Genomic DNA, 19,174 nt, shown 5'->3' with positions numbered 1-19,174 from the left:
AGAGATCAGTAAAACGAAAAATTCAAACGGTTTTGTTAATAAGAAACGTGAGTTCGACGTAAGAAAGTTGGGCGAATCCGACCTTAACAGAGCGGACCGCGCTTGAACTCAATGTTTCTCCCTACGGGTAAAAACATAATGCTTCAATCGCTTTCGCATTTGTCATACCCAACTCACGTTAAGAACTATGAAATTTTTCAAAAACTCTATTGCAAATATTTAATATAGGGAACCTGGGTGAGTCGCACTAGGGAGTTCCCGTTATGAATACGATAACCGGACTTATAAGTTTGCTAAGAATGGGAGATCGGTTTTGATTCGTAAGCTAACACTAGAAGTGTAAATCCTTCAGGCAAAAGATCGACAAATTCAAAAATGGAATCCGGATGAGTCGCAGATTGTTGACCTTGTCATTTGGAAAATAAAAGACCCTTCAATACGTGAGGGTTATTTCAGTTGTCATTCTATCCTTTTTCAAATGTTTTGTAAAAAGGAACACTCGAGGAAAGGAAAAATGGCAAATATCTATTACGACGCCGATTGTGATTTAAACTCGCTCAAAGGTAAAACCATCGCAGTGATCGGCTACGGAAGCCAGGGGCATGCTCAGGCTCAAAATATGAAGGATTCGGGACTCAAAGTCATCATCGGTTTAAAAGAAGGATCCAAATCGGTTCAAGACGCCAAGAACGCAGGTTTCGAAGTTTACAGCGTCGCTGAAGCTTCTCAAAAAGCGGACATCATCCAAATTCTTGCGCCGGACACGATTCAAGCGGATCTTTATAAAAAAGATATCGAACCGAATCTTAAAAAAGGGGACGCCCTCGTTTTTTCACACGGATTTAATATTCACTACGACTTCATTCAACCGCCTAAAGAAGTGGACGTTTATATGGTCGCGCCCAAAGGTCCCGGCCATCTCGTTCGTAGAGTTTATACGGAAGGCGGTGGAGTTCCTTGTTTGATCGCAATTTATCAGGATTCAACCGGCGAGGCTAAAAAAAGAGCGCTCGCACACGCGGCTGGAGTCGGCGGCGGTCGCGCCGGAATTCTGGAGACTTCTTTTCGCGAAGAAACGGAAACGGACCTTTTCGGAGAACAAGTCGTTCTTTGCGGAGGCCTTTCCAATCTGATCATGGCCGGTTTCGAAACCTTAACGGAAGCGGGTTACGATCCTGAAATCGCATATTTCGAATGTCTTCACGAAGTGAAACTCATCACCGATCTCATCTACGAAGGCGGATTGGCAAGAATGAGATTCTCCATTTCCGACACCGCGGAATACGGCGATTACGTAAGCGGACCTCGCATAATCGACGCGGGTGTAAAACAAAGGATGAAGGAAGTTCTGAACGATATTCAAAAAGATAAAGGTGCGAAGTTTGCGACCAACTGGATGGCCGAAACAAAAGCGGGTTATCCGAACTTTAAGAATATGAGAGATAAGAATGCCGCTCATCCGATCGAATCGGTGGGTAAAAAATTAAGAAGCATGATGAAATGGTTATCTAAATAACAGATAATTTCCGTTTAGCTTCTCTTTTAATGAAAACCCGGCGAGTAAAATCTCCGGGTTTTTTATTTTTTCTCCAATTCGACGATTGGCGTTTCAGTAAAAGATAAAAAAGTTCTTATATTTAAAAAACTTTGTTACTGACAAACGTTACATTTTTTATTGGTAATTGTAAAACAAAGTGAGTTCGGCGTAAGAAAATAAGAACAAGTTTTTAGAAGTATGAATTTATACAATTTTAGAATTTGTTCGTAAAATCGTAATTTGCGACAAGTTCTAAGTTTTTGCACACGCAGATACAATTAATTTTGTAAGCTGCTGCGACTCATTTCCAATTTTTCATTTTCCATTTTTGAATTCGTCTATCCCAATGATCGCGATAGAACTTGGGCATATGTTCATCGGGAAGAAGGCTATCAGAATCCGGACGCTGAGGCCAAAAATGAATCAAATTTTTTTGAAATAAAATATTTAGAACTTTATGATAATCTGAAATGATCTCTTCTTCAGATCCCAAATCACTAGCTCTATATTCCATCGCCAAATCGCCAAGCTTATCTTCAAGTTGATCAATCCTTTGTAACGTTTCAGGGCTCACCGCTTCGTATCCATTATCTAGTTTTTCACGAATTAGTTTCTCGGCTTCTTGAAAGCATAGGTCATCCGTTTCAAAAGTTTGAGACTCCTCAATTTCAAAATCTAAATCAGTTTTGTCATAGGTAAATATAGTGAATGAATTTCCTTTGATTTCTAAATTCCAAAAATCCAATGGATCATTCTTGGAAACAAGATAATAAATTTTGAACATAAAAAGCAGTTTCACCTTTATTCTTGCAAAAAACCGAAACGGTTTTTAGTCTTTGTGTTGCCCTTCGGAAAGTCTTACATTGAGTAAGCTCAGCTCAACCTTTTTTATAAAAGCTTATTTCAAATCATGAAAGAAAATTTGTAGGAGTTCCTCCATTTTGAGAAACTCGACGGGGTACTTGAAGAAATCAGCATCTCACTCTCTGAACTTAGCACAGAACTTTCCTAAACTCAACTCCGTATGTGTCGCAATGTAGGTGCTTTGTGGATCATTCCAAGAAACTCAGCGTCTCGTTTCCCGAAGGCGCTCGATGAATTTTGGATTCCGCGAATTATTATGATACGGGATCGGCAAAAATACATCTAGGTTACGTCGAAAAAGAGCAACGATCCCTGAAAACCATCTACAAAAAAATAATGACAAAAGGATTTCTTTTATTACCCTGATTCCATTCTAAATCATTCTAGGAGGCCAGATTTGAAATCCAAGTTATCGGCATTCAGCGTCTGTTTGTTTTTGTTTTTCGCAACGGACGTATTTGCGCAAAAGAGATACGGACTTATTTTCGGTTCCAATTATACCGGCAATAAAGCCGGAATTCCGGAACTCAATCTTTGCGAAGCGGACGCAACTTATCTGAACGACGAAATTCGGAAGGTCGGAAACTTCGACGAAGTAAAGATCGTTCTCGGAAAAGAAGTCACAAAAGATAATATAGAAAAAGAGATAAAGGCATTAGCAAAAAGAGCGGGTGATAACGATACCGTTCTACTTTATTTCTCAGGCCACGGCGCTTTTCAAAGAGACGCGTCCGCGAAAAACGGAATGAGGAACCTGATCATTTGTTATGATAGACCGCACCTTCCGGACGACGAACTGAATAAGTATTTAGAGAAAGTAAAATCTCCAAAAACGGTTTTTATCTTTGACTGCTGCTTCTCCGGAGGAATCGCTAAAAAAGGAAAATCAACCCGAGGATCCGCCGATGTTCCGATTCCGGAAGGAAGTAACGGAACCGTAAAACAAGACGCGGAAGATTTTTTCTTTCAAGATAAAACGATCATTTCTTCCGCCGATGATAATCAAACCGCGATCGAAGTCGGCGGAAGCATCAATCACGGGATTTTTACCTACAACTTCGGACGCGCGCTTGGTACTGCGGACTTAAATAAGGATAACGTTGTTACCGCGTTGGAAGCCTTCTTCAAATCGAGAGAAGAAACCGTTCAGATGGCCAAGAAGTTTCAACACGAACAGGTTCCTCAGATTTCAGGAAACGCTTCGGGTATTTTCCTTTCCGGTAAAAAAACTCCCGAGCCGCCAAAACCGATCGATCCCCCAAAACCTCCGGCTCCATCCGTTGAACCCGAACCCGATCCGGTAAAACCAGATCCTTCTCAGCCCGTTGTAACTCCGGAAGAACCGCCCGTGGTTCCGACGAATGAAAGAGGGGATTTGGTGTTAAAGACTACGATCATTCAAGATCGCGCGTACGGACTTTCGGATCTTCCTCCCGATATTTTAATCTTTGCGAAAAAGAAAAGAAAAGGGAACCGAAACGTTAAGGTTTATATCGACGATCAGGAATTTACCTCGAACGTGACTGCGATCTCTTCTAACTTTTGGGGCGCGACGAAAAGACAGGGACAGTTGATTCCGGGTAATATTTATACGATCACCCTGAACAAAGTTCCTGCGGGAGTGCATAAGATTACGATCAAGGCGGATGATTATCCAGAAATTCAGGAAACGTTTGCGGTTCTTCCGAATAAGAAGAATGAACTTCCGATTAACGTTTCTATGAGCGGTTTCGGGGCGATTCAAGGAAAAGTTTTTTACAAAACCCTGGACAATCCGGTGATGAATCAGCCGATTTTTATGCCTACAATTTCCAGCGTTACCGGAATTCAGAAATTGAATACGGACAACGACGGAAATTTCTGGTTCACGAATCTCAAGCCGGGCGATTATGAAATCAAAGCTTCTTTTGCGGAGGATTTGAATCTCAACAATTCAATGATCAACGTAAGAGAAGGAGACGTTACCAAAGTGGATGTCATTCTAAACGTCAAGATGCCATCCACCAAAACGAAATACTAAAAATCGTATTTCGATTCTAAACGAAAGCCCGCTCTAACAGCGGGCTTTTTTGTTGTTAGGCTTTAAAACGCACAAAATGAAACCTTAGTCTTTCAAAAAATTCTTCCATTCGCCAGATCTAAATCTGCGTTTGCGGATTTCCTTTAATTTTTTCATTTGATCTGCGTTGAGAAGATTTCCCGCTTTTAGGCCGGATTGCGGAAGAATCGTGTTGTTTACGAGGTTTGCGACGGTTTTGTTAATTGAAAGAAAGGAACTTTTTAAGTCCGGGTCCATCTCTGGGTAAAACATTTTTGCGCCTCCGTGCGACTTTCTGGTTTGGTTCGAAATTTATCTATTGGGAGCCTTTCGATTCTCTTCCTTGAGAAAGCAATTGACCCCCAGAACTATCTATCGAAGAAATTGGAAAATCCTTGAGGTTTTTTTTCTTGTACGAATTTTCCTAAAACGATAAAATTGCAAAAAAATGCAGATCCGGCTGATCAACAATACGGGTAAAAGAACGGGAAGATTCGTCGCGTACGAGTACGGAACGGATTTGTTCGGATACGTATACGTGGATAAAATCAAAGGTAAGGAGCGCGGTAAATTGGTTTCGCGCTGGGTTATGCCCGACCTCGGATCATTGGTTCGTTTGTTGGACTTTGAGATTTATAAACGAGAAAACGAACATTACGAAAACATAAGTTCCCTTACCGGATGACACCTTCCAACCGGATCGATCGACTCAAGCGTAGAGTCGAAAAATTAAAACGATTTTACGATCGAGTTTCCGTCCTTCTTTCCAGACTTTCCTTATTTCGACTCATTTTCTTTTCCGCATTTGTTCTTTGGATTTCAGTCTTCTATTATTTACGTTCTTCGATCGTTTATTATCTTCCTTCTTTAGTTCTTCTTTTTGTTTTTTTCTTTTTTATCGGAAGATATAAAAAAACCCTTTCAACTCGGGAAAGAATTCGACTTTGGATTTTCGTTTTAGAAAGGGAATCAGCGAGAATCGCAATCAAAGGTTTCGGTAAAAAATTCGGAACTCAGATTCGATTGGAAAAAATTTCTCCCTTAGCCAGGGATTTGGATCTATTTAAGGAAACGGGTCTGTTTCCTTGGTTGGATACTACGTTTACCGCAAATGCGGAACGGAAGTTGATTTCCGTTTTGGACCCTGAGGACTTTTCCGCCGATTTTAAAAGAGAGAATGTTTTACTCCGTCAGTCAATCGTTCGATCGATTTCCGAAAAAACATTAGCAATTCCTAAAATACTCAGACTCGCTTCTTATCTGCATGAAAATCAGGATTTTCCCTTGAATCCTAAAAAGACGGAAATGAAATTGATTCAGAGCGACGACACTTCAGAACTCTGGGACCGATATCCCTGGTTGAAAAAAATTTACAGACCCGTTACAATCCTGGTCCTTGCTTTTATTCCGGCGAACGTGTTTTTGGGCGTTCCTTTTCCGGCATCCGTTTTGTTTTTAAACTTAATTCTATTCGGATTGTATCGTTCCCGTTCTTTGGAAATTTTTCGTCAATATTATTCTCTTTCGGGAAGTATCGGAGGACTTCAGAAAATTCTAATATACTTAAAAGGACTGAACGTCCGGGACAAAAACGGCCGATTCCTTTTACAGGATACTTCCAAGGAAGAATTAAAATCCGCGTACGAAGATCTGGATCGTATTTTAAAACGTGTCGCTTTGACCGAAGCTCCCCTATTACATCTGATTTTAAATAATCTCTTTCTTTACGATCTTTGGATCCTGCAGAAGATTTCCAAATGGAAAGAGAAACACTCCGTACTTTTGGAAAAATCCATCGATGATTTAACCGTATTCGATTTTCTTTTTCCTTTTGCGAATTTGAAATGGATGTTCGCCGATTATTGTTTTCCGGAAATCATTTCCGAAAATTCCAAGGAAGGAATTTCCGGGAAAGATCTTTTTCATCCCCTTATTCCTTCGGAGTTCGGAGTTTCCAACCCGTTGGATCCAGTTCAAGAAGGGAATATCGTTCTCATCACGGGTTCGAACATGTCCGGTAAAACCACATATCTGCGTACGATCGGAGTCGCTTCGATTCTTGCCTTAGCGGGCGGTCCGGCGCCTGCGTCCCGATTTTCCCTACCGATTTTGCAAATTCATACGAGTATGAGAAACGAAGATAATTTAGAGGAAGGAATTTCCTTTTTTTACGCGGAAGTAAGAAGACTTTCCGAGATCGTCAAAAAAATTAAAAATCAGGATTTGCCTCATCTCGTTTTGTTTGATGAGATTTTAAAAGGCACGAACACGAGAGAGCGTTCTCTTGCTTGCAAAGGAATTTTAAAAGAGCTCAAAAAAAATCGCGTTATTTGTTTAGTCACAAGTCATGATTTGGAACTCGCTAAAGTCGGGGGCGTTGTCTTAAAACATTTCCAAGAAGAAATTTTAAACGGTACCATGTATTTTGATTATAAAATCCGAGAAGGATTGGTTCAAACCAGCAACGCGTTACGAATTTTAGTCCAAGAAGGGTTGGATTTGGATTTCACTTAACGCGAGTTCCGCCTTAAAAGCAGGGCATGAGCGGATTTAGTTCCTGAAGATGGAAAAGATAAATTCAAAAAAATGAATACGTGTTAAAATTCTTATATTTTAAAAGCGCTGGGTCCGGGGAGAACGCGGTGAAACAACCCGGAGAGGGGGTAGCGAAAGACGCGCGTCGGATAGGTTTTAAGTACGTCCGCAAAACGATCATTACAAAAGGCACATAACGCGTCTGCAGCGAGGGGGAAACTTCCCCCTTTTTAATCTAACTCTTATTTAATAGAAAGATACTCACTAAAAGGGAAAGTGCGCCTAAGGAAGCGACCAAAGTAGGCACGGGAAAAAAATAAAGAAAGCCCGTAACCCCGAAACAGGTTATACAAAAGAAAACCGGAATCAAAAGTTTCAACGCTGCGTTCGGATTCGATTCGGAAAGATTGGATAATAACCAAAGAAGTATCGTCAAAGAAATCAATACGATACTCAAATTCAAACTCATTCCCGTATAAAATTGATCGTAAGTGCTCGTAACTCCGTCCATCGGAATCCTGCTTTGTTGCATCGTAGAAATCGCTTTTAAGGCTTGGGGATCCGTCGTGTTGTATCGAGTGAAATGACCGATCGAATGTCCGATTGCAAAAACGAGCATCAAAACCGATGCGACGCGAATGAATAATTTTGGTTTCATAAAATTTCCTTTAGATTATTTCTTTTTGTCCTTTTCTTTGGATGTGAACAATCCCTTAAATCCTTCCCAAGCGTCCCTCACGTATTCCGATGCGACCGAACCGGCAATTCCTCCGCCGAAAGGTCCGCCGACCAGCGTGAAAAACGGGGCGAGGATCGTACTTCCCGCAAAAACCGAACCCAACCAGATCGGATCTATATAAGGAATCGATTGTTTATAAACCCCCTTATAAATAATAGGAATTTTTAACGCTCTTCCCACAATATTTCCGCCGAGTCTTAAGTTAACGATGACATCCACGTTTTTTTCAAAACTGATGTTTCCTTTCCCGTCGGCTTCCAATCCGTTTCCTTGCAGTTTTAGATTCGGAAAATAAAGATGATTGTTCTCGATTTTAAAATCCGATTTCAAGGAAGAGAATTCAACCTTTCTTCCGTCGATTCCGTTGAAAGAAATGATTTTGCCGAGAGTGTTCAAAACCGGAATCATGAAGTTTGCGTAACCGAGCAGTTCTCCGTTGATTATTTGAAGATTTCCGGAACCTTCCATATTCCTGAAAAATTCCGCCACGAAATCCGAAGATTGGTTTCGAACTTCCGTTACAAAGCTGAACTTGCTGAACATGTTTCCGATGATGATTTGTTCGCTTACGTAAGGCATGAGAAGTCGATCGGATTGAATTCGATACACTTCGCCTTGAACCTCGAACCTGGATTGGAACGGATTAATTTTAGATTTTCCTAATATTTCTCCGTTGTATACGTAAGCGTGAAAACTCGATATGTAAATCCATGGATAAGTGTACTTGATCTCCGCTTTTAAAACGGGAAATCTGTGTTTTAACGCATAGACGTTCTTTAAATCCGCACTAAAATAAAAAACTCCGTCCGGTCGATTCGGATCGTCGAACTTCTTTGTGAATTCGAAAAGTTTTCCCAATCGAAATATACTGTGATAATCCGCGTAATTCGCAGTGACTTGAAAGAAAACGTTCGTTTTGTAATTCCATAATACTTTTCCTTTTGCGCTTCCTTCGGCGATTCCGGGCCAGACAACGGAGATATATGGAAATTCCAACTTTTTATTCGGAATATCCAATTTCATTTCCATGTTTACTTTGATGTCGCCGAAGGGACTACCGCCTTTATAAGCGAAATTTTTCGCTTGTGCGGTTACGTTGAATTTGATCGATTCATTGGAAGCTTTATCGATTTTGATTGTACCGTCCAAGATCGTCTTTGAAAAATCCGCGTTTGGAAAAATAAACAACAAATCCCTAAAAATCGAAAGAGAACACTTATCTAAAATGATCGTAGATTTAAATTTTAACTTTTCAAGAGTTGTCGGAAATTCGTCTAAACCCGCACTTCCATAAATCTGAAAACTTTGACCGTCTAACTTCCCCTGTAACGTCAGATCAAAAGTGTTTCCGTAAAAGGAAATGCTGAACGCCGAATTCCAAAGATAAATTCCGTATGTTCTATCATGAGCATCGTCCTGATAGTGAACGTAAAAATTTTCGATTTGAACGTTTTTTAATCCGACTTTAAAAATTTCTTTCGGATTGAATGAAGAACCGCCTCCCGGAGACGGATCGAAAATCCTTACGGTCTGTGTTTGATGAACGTTCTCCGGCTCTTCTTTTTCCTGCTGAAAAAACTCGATTAGATCGACGGAACCGTCCTTGTTTTTATGAAGATTGATCTTACCGCCGGATATATAAATGTCTCTGATTTCCACTTTCTGACCCAATAAACCGAGCCAGGTAATATCAATCTTAATTCGATCGCTGATTCCTACGATCACATCCCCGCTTCGAACCTGAACGGTTTTGAGTTCTATTCCCGGAAACGGAAACAAAACCAGGTCCGAAGTATCCACTTTTACTTCCAGACCCGTTTCCTTTTCGATTTCGGTAAGAATGAAGTCCTTGTAAAAATCCTGGCGGACAAGAATGGGAACTAACGTGAATAGAACAAGCGTAAGGATCTGAAACAGAAGAATCGCAAGGAACTTGATTCGATTATTATATAAGAATTCTCGAATGCGCTTCAAAAATTTCATTTTATATAATCCAGTGGAAAGTGGCACAATGTTTTTTGGCCGTTTTTGATTTCCTTCCAAGTCGGGACCTGAGACTTGCATAAATCCTGAGCGATCGGGCATCGGGTATGAAAGTGGCACCCGGAAGGTTTATTTACGACGCTCGGGATTTCTCCCTTGAGAGGATTTCTAATTTTTTTTCTGTCGTAAACGTCGAACGTGGATTGAAAAAGCGCTCTTGTATAAGGATGTGCCGGAGAAGAGACAATGTCTTTCGTTTTGCCGAGTTCGACGATTTTTCCCAAATACATAACCGCGATCCTGTCCGAGATCGATTTTACCACACCGAGATCGTGAGAGATAAACAAATATGAAAGACCGAATTCGTTTTTTAATTCGACCAAAAGTTTTAAAACTTGAGTTCCCGTGGAAACGTCAAGAGCGGAAACCGATTCGTCACAAATGACGAACTTAGGTTTTAAAACGAGCGATCGTGCGATCGCAATTCTTTGCCTTTGTCCCCCGGAAAATTCGTGGGGGAACCTGGAAAGAATATCGGAAGATAAATTCACTCTTTCCAGAATTTCCCTGATCTTTGTTTCCGCTTCTTTCCCGGATAATCTTTCGTGAAGTTCCAATCCTTCCATTAGAATTTCTGCAATCGTCATTCTCGGGTTGAGAGAAGAATACGGATCTTGAAAGATAATCTGAATATCTTTTCTAAAAGGAAAGAACTCGGAAGAAGAGAGAGAAGTGATTTCCCGATTTTCGAAATGGATCGATCCGAATTCGGGCCTTATTAGTTTTACAAGACTTCTTCCTAACGTGGTTTTACCGCAGCCCGATTCTCCTACGAGCCCCAGAATTTCATTGCTTTCGATCTCAAGATCGATTCCGTCCACCGCTACGATTCGATTCTTTTTAAAACCGAATCCCGATTTCGTATAATAACTGATTGTAAGATCTTGAATGCGAATCATGATTCGTTCTGATTTTATTGCCGATTTTTTGCGAGGAAACAAGCTGAAAGATGGGGTTCCACGTTGGAACGTATAGGAAACAATTCCGGCTTACTTTCTTTACAAGAATTGACTGCGATTTGACAACGAGTTGAATAATGACATCCGATCGGATACTGATCCGGAGAAGGAACGATTCCATGGATCGGCTGTAAATCTTCAACGGACTTTGCAAGAGAAGGAATCGATCGAAGCAGATCTTCCGTATAAGGATGATTAGGCGAATCTATGACGGAATCCGTATCTCCGATTTCGGCAATTCTCCCGGCATACATCACTGCAATTCTGTCCGCGATCGTTCCCACAAGTCCGAAGTCGTGCGAGATGAATAAGATGGACATTCCGTTTTGTTTTTGAAGACTCAAAAGAAGTTCCACCAATTGCGCCTGAATGGTTACGTCGATCGCACTCGTTGGTTCGTCCGCGATAAGAAGCGTAGGATCGCACATAAGAGCCATCGCGATGCTGATTCTTTGTAGGATTCCTCCGCTCATCTGATTGGGATAAGAATATAATCTTTGTTTAATGTCCGTGATCCCCACCGAAAAAAGAAGAAACTCCGCTTTTTCCAGAGCCTCCTTTTGATTGGAAGAAACGTGCATTAAATACGCTTCGGTCATTTGATCTTGAATTTTTAACAAAGGATTGAGAGCGGCAAAGGGTTCTTGAAAGACGTATGCGATTTCCTTCCCTCTGATTTTTCTCAATTCTTCAGAAGAAAGTTTTAAAAGATTCTTTCCTTGATACAGGATTTCGCCGGATTTTACTCTGGAAATATTTGAAGGAATTAATCTTGTTAGAGCAAGAGAAGTGAGCGACTTGCCGCAACCAGATTCTCCGATGAGAGATAAAATTTCGCCCTGTCTCACGTCAAAACTCAAATCCTGGAGAACCGGAAGCCATCGATTTTCCGAAAGAAGATCCAGTGAAAAATTCTTAACTTGAAGCAAAGAAGGCCCGGTCATTCATACACCGCCTTTTCTCTCGAATCGAAGGAGTCTCGCAAACCTTCGCCGATAAACGAAGTCAATAAAATCGTTATAAAAAGCGCAGCCGAAGGAAATGTGATCAACCACCAAGCGCCGAGCCGTTCTCTTCCTTGCCCGATCATTTCTCCCCAGGATGGATTCGGCGCGGGAATTCCGTAACCAAGGAAGTCTAACGCACTTAAAATGGAAATCGATCCGATGAGTGTGAACGGTAAAAAAGTTACCAAAGGTGTAATTGCGTTGGGGAGAATATGACGAATCATGATCCGAAACGAACTTACTCCCAACGCCTTTGCCGAATCCACGTAAGTCAATTCTTTAAGTTTGTAGAATTCTCCTCGCATATAATAAGAAATTCCGATCCAACTCAACGCGCCGTACGTGATCAAAAGAACCGTAAAACCTCTTCCGAAAAATGCTCCGACAATCAGTATCAAATACAAAAAAGGAATCGCGGAAAGTATTTCTACGATTCTTTGCATCAGAATATCCGTTTTTCCTCCGAAGTAGCCTTGTATTCCTCCGATCAAAGTACCCATCGCTAATTCAAGAAAAACTAATATAAGCCCGAAACTCAGGGCGTTTCTATACGCGTAAAAAACCCTCGTAAAAACGTCCCTACCTCGATCGTCCGTCCCAAGCCAGTGTTTACGATTCGGGGAAGAAGGTGGAGTTTCGCCTTCTTCCAAACTTTCCAGATTGTCTTCGTTGGATCCGTAGGAAATCGGAGCGAAAAGAATCCAATTAGGGCCGGATGTAAAATCCTCTCTTTGCGAAAGTTTTTTGTAGTTCGGAGGCGTTAGATTCTCCCCTCCGAACTCCGATTCGGGGTAAAAAGAAAAAATAGGGAAATGCAGTTTGTTTTGATAACTTACGATCAAAGGTTGATTGGTGGCGATAAGCGGCGCAAACAGGGAAATTATATAAGAAATGATTAATAGATTCAAAGCGTACCAAGCTCTTTTGTTCGCTCTGAATTTCTGAAATCTTTTTTTTAAAATCGGACTTAGGATCATTCGAACTGAATCCTCGGATCGATTAGTACATAACAAAAATCTGATAGAATATTTCCCGTTAATGAAAGAAGGCTTTGTACGAGTAAAAGCCCCATCATCAGATCCGTATCCCTTTCCGTAACCGCTTGAAAACTCAAAAGTCCCATTCCGTCTATGTTAAATACGAGTTCGATCACCAGCGATCCCGCAAAAATAAGACTGAGATTACTTCCGAATCCGGTTGCGATCGGAATCAAAGAATTTCGAAAGGCGTGTTTAAAGATCGCTTCTTTAAAACTAAAACCTTTGGAAAGCGCCGTGCGAACGTATTCTTTTGAAATCTGATCCAAAAGGGAATTTTTCATAAGTAACGTGAGGACCGCAAAGGAACCGGAAACGTAACAAATCACCGGAAGAAACATATGTTCCATTCGGTCCGCTGCCCTTTCCCAAAAAGTAAAAGATTCGTACTCGTCCGAAACCTCGTGTCCTAAGGGAAAGATGGATAACAATTCCCCCGAAGCGAATATATAAAGAAGTAAAACGGAAAGCGCGAATACCGGAATCGAATACGTGATCAAAATGATTCCGCTGGAGACGATGTCGAAACGTTCTCCGTTTTGAAGCGCCTTTGAAATTCCTAAAGGGATGCAGATGAGATAAGAAAGTAAAAATCCCGAAAGTCCGAAGGTAAGAGATACGGGAAGTTTTTCCAAGATAAGATCCGATACTTGTCGAGTGTGAAGTCTGGATTCTCCCAAATTGAAAACGAGAATTTCTTTGAGCCAGTAAAGATACGCGATTCCTACGGGTTGATCCAAATGTAATCTTTTTTTGATGATGTCGATTTCCTCTTCCGAAATCGTTTTCGCGTTTCCTCCCTGGGAATTCGCATATCCTCGAATCTTTGCGATTTCCGTTTCCAGAGGACCGCCCGGTGCAAAATGAGAAATTAAAAAAACGATAAACGTCATTCCCAACAACGTAGGAATGATCAGAAGAAATCGTTTTAGGAAATATTTTTTCATTTTGTTTCCGTAAACAGCTTCAAGGAATCGGATCTTAAGACAAAGCCTTTTTCAAAAAAGAATTTTAATTGTTAAGAGAAATTGCATGGATATGTCGTTTTAAATTTTAATCTCGGTTTCCTTTGAGTTCCAGGTAACCGATTCCGCGGACGGCTTTTCCACCTCTGGTTCCTTGGACCTTTACGGCTCCTTCCCAATAACTAAACCCCGTAGTAATTCGAGAATCGAATTCTTGATCTTCAAAGAAAGGTTCGATTATAAGATGAAGTGCGGATTCTTGTTGAGAAAAAACACGAGTGAAAAGATTCCAAACGAGCGGATATTTTTGATTCGTTCTTGGACTTGTCCAAAGGGAAGAATCATGGACGAACGTAATCTCTCCTTCTTGTTCAAAGTATGTTTTTTCTCCGGATTTTAAACGAAGGGTCGCAAAACTTTCGGAAATTGAATTCGGAGTTTCTCTAAAGTTGAAAGCCATGATGTCGCTTCCGTCTTCGAGTTGAATGCAAATCCAGTCCCAAGAATTGGATTTGTCCGAAAGTTCGGCTTGTCGAGTCGAGTCGAAAGGACTACTCCATTCGTGATCCATCCAGGAGTTGCCGCTTTCGATCCGGATTTGTTTTCCATCCAGAGTCAATTCTCCCCGAGTGGATAAGCGGGGGATACTGTAGTAATAAGAATAAAAATCCGGATTTCTTCTGCTCTTGAGCGACTTGCCCTTTTCTCCGTGTAAAAGAAGATCCGAATCCTTGCCGCTTAAAAATAAATCCAAAACCATACCGGGAGAATGTTTCGGTTTTGCGATGAGATGAAATTTTGTCTTACCTTCGATCTTGAGAATGAAGTCGCCGCTGAAGATTTGTTCGGAATCGTAACCCGCCATTCCACCTAACTTGCGTTCTACGACTTGAGCGATGTTGTGTTTTTTATTTTCCAAATCGGAGATCGCAAAATGAACCGGAAATACTTCCTTGTTTTTTCCGAAAACTCCCTTGAAAAAACTGAGTTCGTATCCGTATTTTTTTCCTTCCGAAGATTGCAGAACTCCTACAAAATAACACCATTCCACTCGGTGTTTGGGATGAAAAGAATGGTCTTTTGGAAAAACCAAAGGACGTTCATCCGCTTGAAGTGAGAAAAAAAAAGGGAATAAAAAATGGATTCCGATTAGAAGGTTGACCGCGATAGGAAGAAAGCCGTAATAATTCTTCTTAAAGATCATGCAATTTTTTGATAACATCCGCTCTTCCAAATTTTTTTCTCTGGGACTTTTTTTACCACAGTTCGTTATTTTAGGAATCTATTTCCATAAACTCTATTTGAAATTTCTATCGTTCTGTCCCAATCAAAACTTTTTAACTTGGGACCCCGACGCAAGACTGATAACTTCGATCCGATTTGCGGAAGCGGTTCGTTCTTTCGATCTTTGGACGGTCGTAAAGTTGACTTTTGATTCTCCCACTTGGCCCGTTTTAAGAAATTTTCCGGAAGCGATGATCGTATTATGGTTAGGGCCGGGCGGAACTCCCGTTTCATTGTTTACATTCGGAGAATTGATTCTTCTTTTTTTGATCGTTCCTTGGATTTTATTTCGTTTTAGCAAATCGAAAAGCTGGGTCGTACCATCGATTTTATTTCCGCTTGTTTGGGCCGGTTTATTGCAGAATCCCGGATTTATGCATTATTCCTTTTCGGGAATGTTGGAAATTCAGGGAGCTCTTTTTTTTCTTCCGGCGATCCTTTCTTTTTGGGAATTACAAAAGTATTTCTCTGAGAAAGAGAAATTTTTAGACCCGTCCCACAACTCGAATTCTTTTTTAACGAAAGATACAAAACGGGATAACTCCCAATCTCGATCCGAAGAATTCCATACGACCGCCGCGTATTCGCCGTGGTTTTTATGCATCAGCGTTAATCTTTTATTTCATACGAAATATCCGTACGGTTATATTTTTATTTTTTTCGGCGGTTTGTTTTTAATTATCTTTCGTTTGGATGAAACGAAACGATTCATATTCAAAATTTTGAATTTTTATGGATTGTATTCCAAAGATAATTTTGGTCTTCAAGGTAAGTCGAATCCAAATGATTTCGATTTATCGGCTGAAAATCCATTGGATCCCAAAAATTTAAGTTCTTCTAAAAAGAATAACTTAGAACAAAAAAAATCTATTTTTTTAGAGAGGGATTTTTTCAGAAGAATCCAATGGGCAGCTCTGATTCCGATTGGAATTTCTGTTCTATTGATTTTTGTTTCCTTGATTCTTTCCAAAGAAGTTTTACCGGGAAAGACAAAGGCGTTTTTGCGTTATGCGGGAGTTTTGATATTTTGGATTTCTATCAGCGTTACACTTTGGAAAATTTTTTATGTTCGGAAAGAAAACATCGGAAAAGATCCTAATCTTTTTTCCTTCGATCAAGACAAGGAAATCGATACTCCGTTTGTTGCAGGTAGCTCCGCTCATAACGGCTCCAGTTCATATGAGAATCTTTTTGTTTGGAAGTATTTCTGGACGTATGTAATTCTTCCGATCGGTTCTTGGGTTCTGTTGCATCCGGATCGTTTCTCGAGTTCCAGCAGTACGATTCAACACGCACAGGGAGCCGGTTTGATGCCGGGGCAAGGTGATGATTCGATTTTCAGTCTCACGTATTTCCAAGAAATTTCAGAAAATTCTTTTTACGCGCCTTATGGTGGATGGGTTTTATGCGGCGGTTTGATTTTAGGAATCGTCTTTGGAATTTTTCGCTATCAAAAAGATCGCAAAGTCCGCGCCTCGTTTTTTCTTTTTTTATCGGTGTTCGTTTCGATTTTGGGACTAACTCTGATGACGCCGAATCACCAGCCCAGACATATCTATCATCTCTATCCGGCTTTGCTGATCGCGATCGGGATCTTTTGTTACGAGGAATTTTCAAATGAAAGAGCGAGGATTTTATCCTCTTTCATATATTCCATATTTTTAATGTTTACCTTAGGATATTGGAGTTGGAAACATTTTGATATTTGGGAAAAGACCAATCTCTGTTTTTCAGACGTGGACCGTAGTTTATTTTTTACCGCAGAGGATGCAGAAGGCGTTTTTTTCAAAACGGTGAATCGTTCTTCCGTTTTATGGAATATGCTTCCATTAGAAAATCACAATAGACCGGACATTACTCTTTCCTTTTATCGCGCCGGTTTTATCAATCATCAAGAAGTAAGAGAAAAGCGGAAAAAAGAAGAATTTGACTTCGAAAAAAATTCTCAATCTAAGGAAGATTGGTTTATCATAGCGAAATCCTGCGAAGAAGTTGAAGGCGGTAGCATTGAAACTTCATCGAACGAGTTCAAATTTGCAAAGAATGTAACGCAGCTTCCTATTCGAGGCGCTTGTATTTTGAAAATAGAAAAGCGTTAGTATGATTCATTTTCTGAGAGAATAAATCCTCATTGAACTTTCCTGCAGACCATTCTAAAACCATATCCCCTGGACTGCTTACTTTTTTCCGCGGTTAGGGAAAAAGTAATAAATATTATAAAAATATAAAGTATCTATTGTAATATGCGAATTAAGCGGAAACGAAGATGGTATTTTATCATTGTTTGTTAGTCGGGGTTAGCATTTTTGCAATTTCTTTGTAACCGTTTTTTTCCGCGTATTGTAATGCGTTCATATTTGCGTTATTGAAAATTTTAGGATCGGCTCCTTTTTCCAGAAGAAGTTTCACGATTTCTTTAAAGCCCTTGTCAGCGGCAAACATCAACGCCGTTTTTCCGATTCTTTCTTGTATGTTTAAGTCTACGCCTTTTTGGATGAGATAATCAACGATATTCTTGTCTCCGCGATTGCTTGCGTAGATTAACAAAGACTTACCTTCGACATCGACCGTATTGAGATCGGTTTCTTTTTCGGCAAGCAATTTGAAAATCGCGAAATTACCTTTTAAAGTCGCGTAGAAAATCGCGCTTTGCCCGTTGTTATCCCGAAGATGAATATCGCTTCCCTTATCAACCAATAGTTGTGTCAAAGACAACGATCCGGATTCGACCGCATAGATAAGCGGAGTTTTTCCATATCGATTTTTAGAATGGATCGGATAATTTTTAGATAACAAGAGTTCGACAAGATTCGTATTGCCGGTTTCAATAGCATAGGTCATCGCGTTGTAACCTTTTTTATCTTCTAAGCTGACGTTGGCTCCGTGCTCAAGTAGGAGTTTTACGATTCCGATATGATTGTTTTGAATTGCGAACATCAACGCTGTTTTAGAATAATCGGAAGCTCCGCTCGCGAGATCGATCTGAGCTCCTTTATCCAAAAGATAGCGAACTAAGGATTCGTCTCCGTTTTCGGCTGCGGTCATTAGAGCCGTTCTTCCATGCATTTTAACCGAACCTAGATCGTCGATATTCATTCCTTTTTCAAGTAAGAGTTCGACTATGGATCGATCACCTTGTTTCGCTGCGATCGCTAAAAGACTATATCCGTCGTTGTCTTTCACATGAAGATCTCCGCCTTTTTCTAGGATTAATTCGGCTAAGTCCTTTTTACGCTCCTGAATCGCAAGCATCAAAGGAGTTTGATTGTATCGATCCTTAACGTTTACGTTAGCCCCTTTTTCTATAAGATATTTGGCGATTTCAAATTGATTTTCTCTTAAAGCGATTCCCAATGCGGTACGGGAATCGTCGTCTTTTTCATCAAGGTCGATTCCTTTCTCCAATAAAAGTTTTGCAGTAGGAAACCGTCCCGCCTTGATCGAAAGACAAAGATAGTTGCAATTTCTTGAATCTTTGTAATTAAAATCCTTGATTTTACTCAATAATAATTTCGTAAATTCCTGTTCGTTATTTTCATCATAATCGTATCTTTCTCTTTGAATCGACAACGCTAAAATATTTTTATCGTCTTTGCTCAAATCGATTTGAGCGCCTTTATTAAGCAGTAACTTTGCAATTCGAAAGTTATAATTCTTTACCGCCAGATAAAGAAGCGTTTCTTCTCTCGAATTTTTTAAATTTAGATTTGCCTCTTTTAAAATCAAAAGTTCGATGATTTCCCTTTTGTTATTGGCCGCCGCGTGAAATATCGCGGACATTCCTTCTTTATCTACCGCATCGACTTTGGCTTTTTTTTCCAGAAGTAGATTAGCGATTTCTAAAGAACCGAATTTAGAAGCGGCGATCAAAGGAGTTTTTCCCGTTTCATCGGTGGAATTGACGTCGGAACCGGAATCAATGAGTGACTTTGCGGTTTTCAATTCTCCGACTGAAATGGAATAGACTAAAAGATTTCTTTGGGAAGATGTTTTCTCCTCTTCCTTATCAATCTCATGCTGAGTCGTATTATTTTTGGCTAATTGTATTTCCGATAAAAAACGATGATCCAACATAAGGTCTAAAAATACGTCTAACATTTTGATTCCTCATAAAACGTTTATAAAATAAATTTAAAATAGATTTTTAAAAAGTTTGAAAAAAGAAA

15 protein-coding genes are annotated in these 19,174 nt (G+C 40.2%); 5 read left to right on the top strand and 10 right to left on the bottom strand.

All coding sequences use genetic code 11. The annotated features are described in order from the left end of the window. The first annotated feature begins 514 nt into the window (after positions 1-514). Positions 515-1,516: a ketol-acid reductoisomerase gene (gene ilvC, locus LEP1GSC194_RS01265; RefSeq protein WP_036040539.1), complete on the top strand. Its 1,002-nt coding sequence runs from the start codon at positions 515-517 to the stop codon at positions 1,514-1,516. A 322-nt stretch (positions 1,517-1,838) separates the two neighbouring features. On the opposite strand, the gene LEP1GSC194_RS01260 is transcribed toward ilvC, so the two are convergent. Continuing rightward, positions 1,839-2,321, bottom strand: a complete 483-nt coding sequence (locus LEP1GSC194_RS01260; protein ID WP_020771878.1) for a hypothetical protein — start codon at positions 2,319-2,321, stop codon at positions 1,839-1,841. Positions 2,322-2,798: 477 nt separating this feature from the next. Here LEP1GSC194_RS01260 and LEP1GSC194_RS01255 point away from each other — a divergent pair, with 477 nt between their 5' ends. Then, complete coding sequence (locus tag LEP1GSC194_RS01255; protein WP_020771873.1) at positions 2,799-4,421, top strand: caspase family protein; 1,623 nt, start codon at positions 2,799-2,801, stop codon at positions 4,419-4,421. A gap of 84 nt (positions 4,422-4,505) precedes the next feature. Here LEP1GSC194_RS01255 and LEP1GSC194_RS01250 read toward each other — a convergent pair whose 3' ends face one another. Beyond that, positions 4,506-4,712 carry a hypothetical protein gene (locus LEP1GSC194_RS01250; RefSeq protein WP_020771832.1) on the bottom strand — a complete coding sequence of 69 codons (207 nt, stop codon included), beginning with the start codon at positions 4,710-4,712 and terminating at the stop codon, positions 4,506-4,508. A 175-nt stretch (positions 4,713-4,887) separates the two neighbouring features. Between LEP1GSC194_RS01250 and LEP1GSC194_RS01245 the strand changes: the two genes are divergently transcribed. After that, entirely contained in the window at positions 4,888-5,124 is a 237-nt protein-coding gene (locus LEP1GSC194_RS01245; RefSeq protein ID WP_003004379.1) for a hypothetical protein, read from the top strand. Beyond that, complete coding sequence (locus tag LEP1GSC194_RS01240) at positions 5,121-6,953, top strand: MutS family DNA mismatch repair protein (RefSeq protein WP_020771885.1); 1,833 nt, start codon at positions 5,121-5,123, stop codon at positions 6,951-6,953. Before LEP1GSC194_RS01245 ends, LEP1GSC194_RS01240 begins: the two co-directional genes overlap by 4 nt. A gap of 256 nt (positions 6,954-7,209) precedes the next feature. On the opposite strand, the gene LEP1GSC194_RS01235 is transcribed toward LEP1GSC194_RS01240, so the two are convergent. From LEP1GSC194_RS01235 to LEP1GSC194_RS01205, 7 genes are all read right to left on the bottom strand, one after another. After that, positions 7,210-7,632, bottom strand: coding sequence for an LIC_13387 family protein (locus tag LEP1GSC194_RS01235; protein ID WP_020771758.1), 423 nt, complete (start codon positions 7,630-7,632; stop codon positions 7,210-7,212). 15 nt (positions 7,633-7,647) lie between these two features. Beyond that, positions 7,648-9,696, bottom strand: a complete 2,049-nt coding sequence (locus tag LEP1GSC194_RS01230; protein ID WP_020771930.1) for an AsmA family protein — start codon at positions 9,694-9,696, stop codon at positions 7,648-7,650. Then, complete coding sequence (locus LEP1GSC194_RS01225; protein WP_020771995.1) at positions 9,693-10,655, bottom strand: ABC transporter ATP-binding protein; 963 nt, start codon at positions 10,653-10,655, stop codon at positions 9,693-9,695. Before LEP1GSC194_RS01225 ends, LEP1GSC194_RS01230 begins: the two co-directional genes overlap by 4 nt. A 14-nt stretch (positions 10,656-10,669) precedes the next feature. Further along, complete coding sequence (locus LEP1GSC194_RS01220) at positions 10,670-11,659, bottom strand: ABC transporter ATP-binding protein (RefSeq protein ID WP_020771751.1); 990 nt, start codon at positions 11,657-11,659, stop codon at positions 10,670-10,672. Beyond that, entirely contained in the window at positions 11,656-12,699 is a 1,044-nt protein-coding gene (locus tag LEP1GSC194_RS01215) for an ABC transporter permease (protein WP_020771953.1), read from the bottom strand. The genes LEP1GSC194_RS01220 and LEP1GSC194_RS01215 overlap by 4 nt, the downstream gene beginning before the upstream one ends. Beyond that, on the bottom strand, positions 12,696-13,706 hold the full coding sequence (locus tag LEP1GSC194_RS01210) for an ABC transporter permease subunit (protein ID WP_020771787.1): 1,011 nt from the start codon (positions 13,704-13,706) through the stop codon (positions 12,696-12,698). Before LEP1GSC194_RS01210 ends, LEP1GSC194_RS01215 begins: the two co-directional genes overlap by 4 nt. Positions 13,707-13,812: 106 nt before the next feature. Next, entirely contained in the window at positions 13,813-14,928 is a 1,116-nt protein-coding gene (locus LEP1GSC194_RS01205) for a carotenoid 1,2-hydratase (RefSeq protein WP_020771843.1), read from the bottom strand. Here LEP1GSC194_RS01205 and LEP1GSC194_RS01200 point away from each other — a divergent pair. Beyond that, positions 14,927-17,107: a hypothetical protein gene (locus LEP1GSC194_RS01200; protein ID WP_020771924.1), complete on the top strand. Its 2,181-nt coding sequence runs from the start codon at positions 14,927-14,929 to the stop codon at positions 17,105-17,107. The genes LEP1GSC194_RS01205 and LEP1GSC194_RS01200 overlap by 2 nt on opposite strands. Before the next feature lie 178 nt (positions 17,108-17,285). On the opposite strand, the gene LEP1GSC194_RS01195 is transcribed toward LEP1GSC194_RS01200, so the two are convergent. After that, a complete protein-coding gene (locus LEP1GSC194_RS01195; RefSeq protein WP_020771902.1) occupies positions 17,286-19,106 on the bottom strand; it encodes an ankyrin repeat domain-containing protein in 1,821 nt (606 codons plus the stop codon). Positions 19,107-19,174 lie beyond the last annotated feature (68 nt).

This window comes from Leptospira alstonii serovar Sichuan str. 79601 (assembly GCF_000347175.1).
GTDB lineage: Bacteria > Spirochaetota > Leptospiria > Leptospirales > Leptospiraceae > Leptospira > Leptospira alstonii.
Note: the sequence above shows the minus strand (reverse complement) of the source record. Positions and strands in the feature narration are given on the sequence as shown.

Coding starts and splice junctions, on each gene's coding strand:
- ilvC (WP_036040539.1), top strand. CDS start 515: ATGGCAAATATCTATTACGACGCCGATTGTGATTTAAACTCGCTCAAA.
- LEP1GSC194_RS01260 (WP_020771878.1), bottom strand. CDS start 2,321: ATGTTCAAAATTTATTATCTTGTTTCCAAGAATGATCCATTGGATTTT.
- LEP1GSC194_RS01250 (WP_020771832.1), bottom strand. CDS start 4,712: ATGTTTTACCCAGAGATGGACCCGGACTTAAAAAGTTCCTTTCTTTCA.
- LEP1GSC194_RS01245 (WP_003004379.1), top strand. CDS start 4,888: ATGCAGATCCGGCTGATCAACAATACGGGTAAAAGAACGGGAAGATTC.
- LEP1GSC194_RS01240 (WP_020771885.1), top strand. CDS start 5,121: ATGACACCTTCCAACCGGATCGATCGACTCAAGCGTAGAGTCGAAAAA.
- LEP1GSC194_RS01235 (WP_020771758.1), bottom strand. CDS start 7,632: ATGAAACCAAAATTATTCATTCGCGTCGCATCGGTTTTGATGCTCGTT.
- LEP1GSC194_RS01230 (WP_020771930.1), bottom strand. CDS start 9,696: ATGAAATTTTTGAAGCGCATTCGAGAATTCTTATATAATAATCGAATC.
- LEP1GSC194_RS01225 (WP_020771995.1), bottom strand. CDS start 10,655: ATGATTCGCATTCAAGATCTTACAATCAGTTATTATACGAAATCGGGA.
- LEP1GSC194_RS01220 (WP_020771751.1), bottom strand. CDS start 11,659: ATGACCGGGCCTTCTTTGCTTCAAGTTAAGAATTTTTCACTGGATCTT.
- LEP1GSC194_RS01215 (WP_020771953.1), bottom strand. CDS start 12,699: ATGATCCTAAGTCCGATTTTAAAAAAAAGATTTCAGAAATTCAGAGCG.
- LEP1GSC194_RS01210 (WP_020771787.1), bottom strand. CDS start 13,706: ATGAAAAAATATTTCCTAAAACGATTTCTTCTGATCATTCCTACGTTG.
- LEP1GSC194_RS01200 (WP_020771924.1), top strand. CDS start 14,927: ATGCAATTTTTTGATAACATCCGCTCTTCCAAATTTTTTTCTCTGGGA.
- LEP1GSC194_RS01205 (WP_020771843.1), bottom strand. CDS start 14,928: ATGATCTTTAAGAAGAATTATTACGGCTTTCTTCCTATCGCGGTCAAC.
- LEP1GSC194_RS01195 (WP_020771902.1), bottom strand. CDS start 19,106: ATGTTAGACGTATTTTTAGACCTTATGTTGGATCATCGTTTTTTATCG.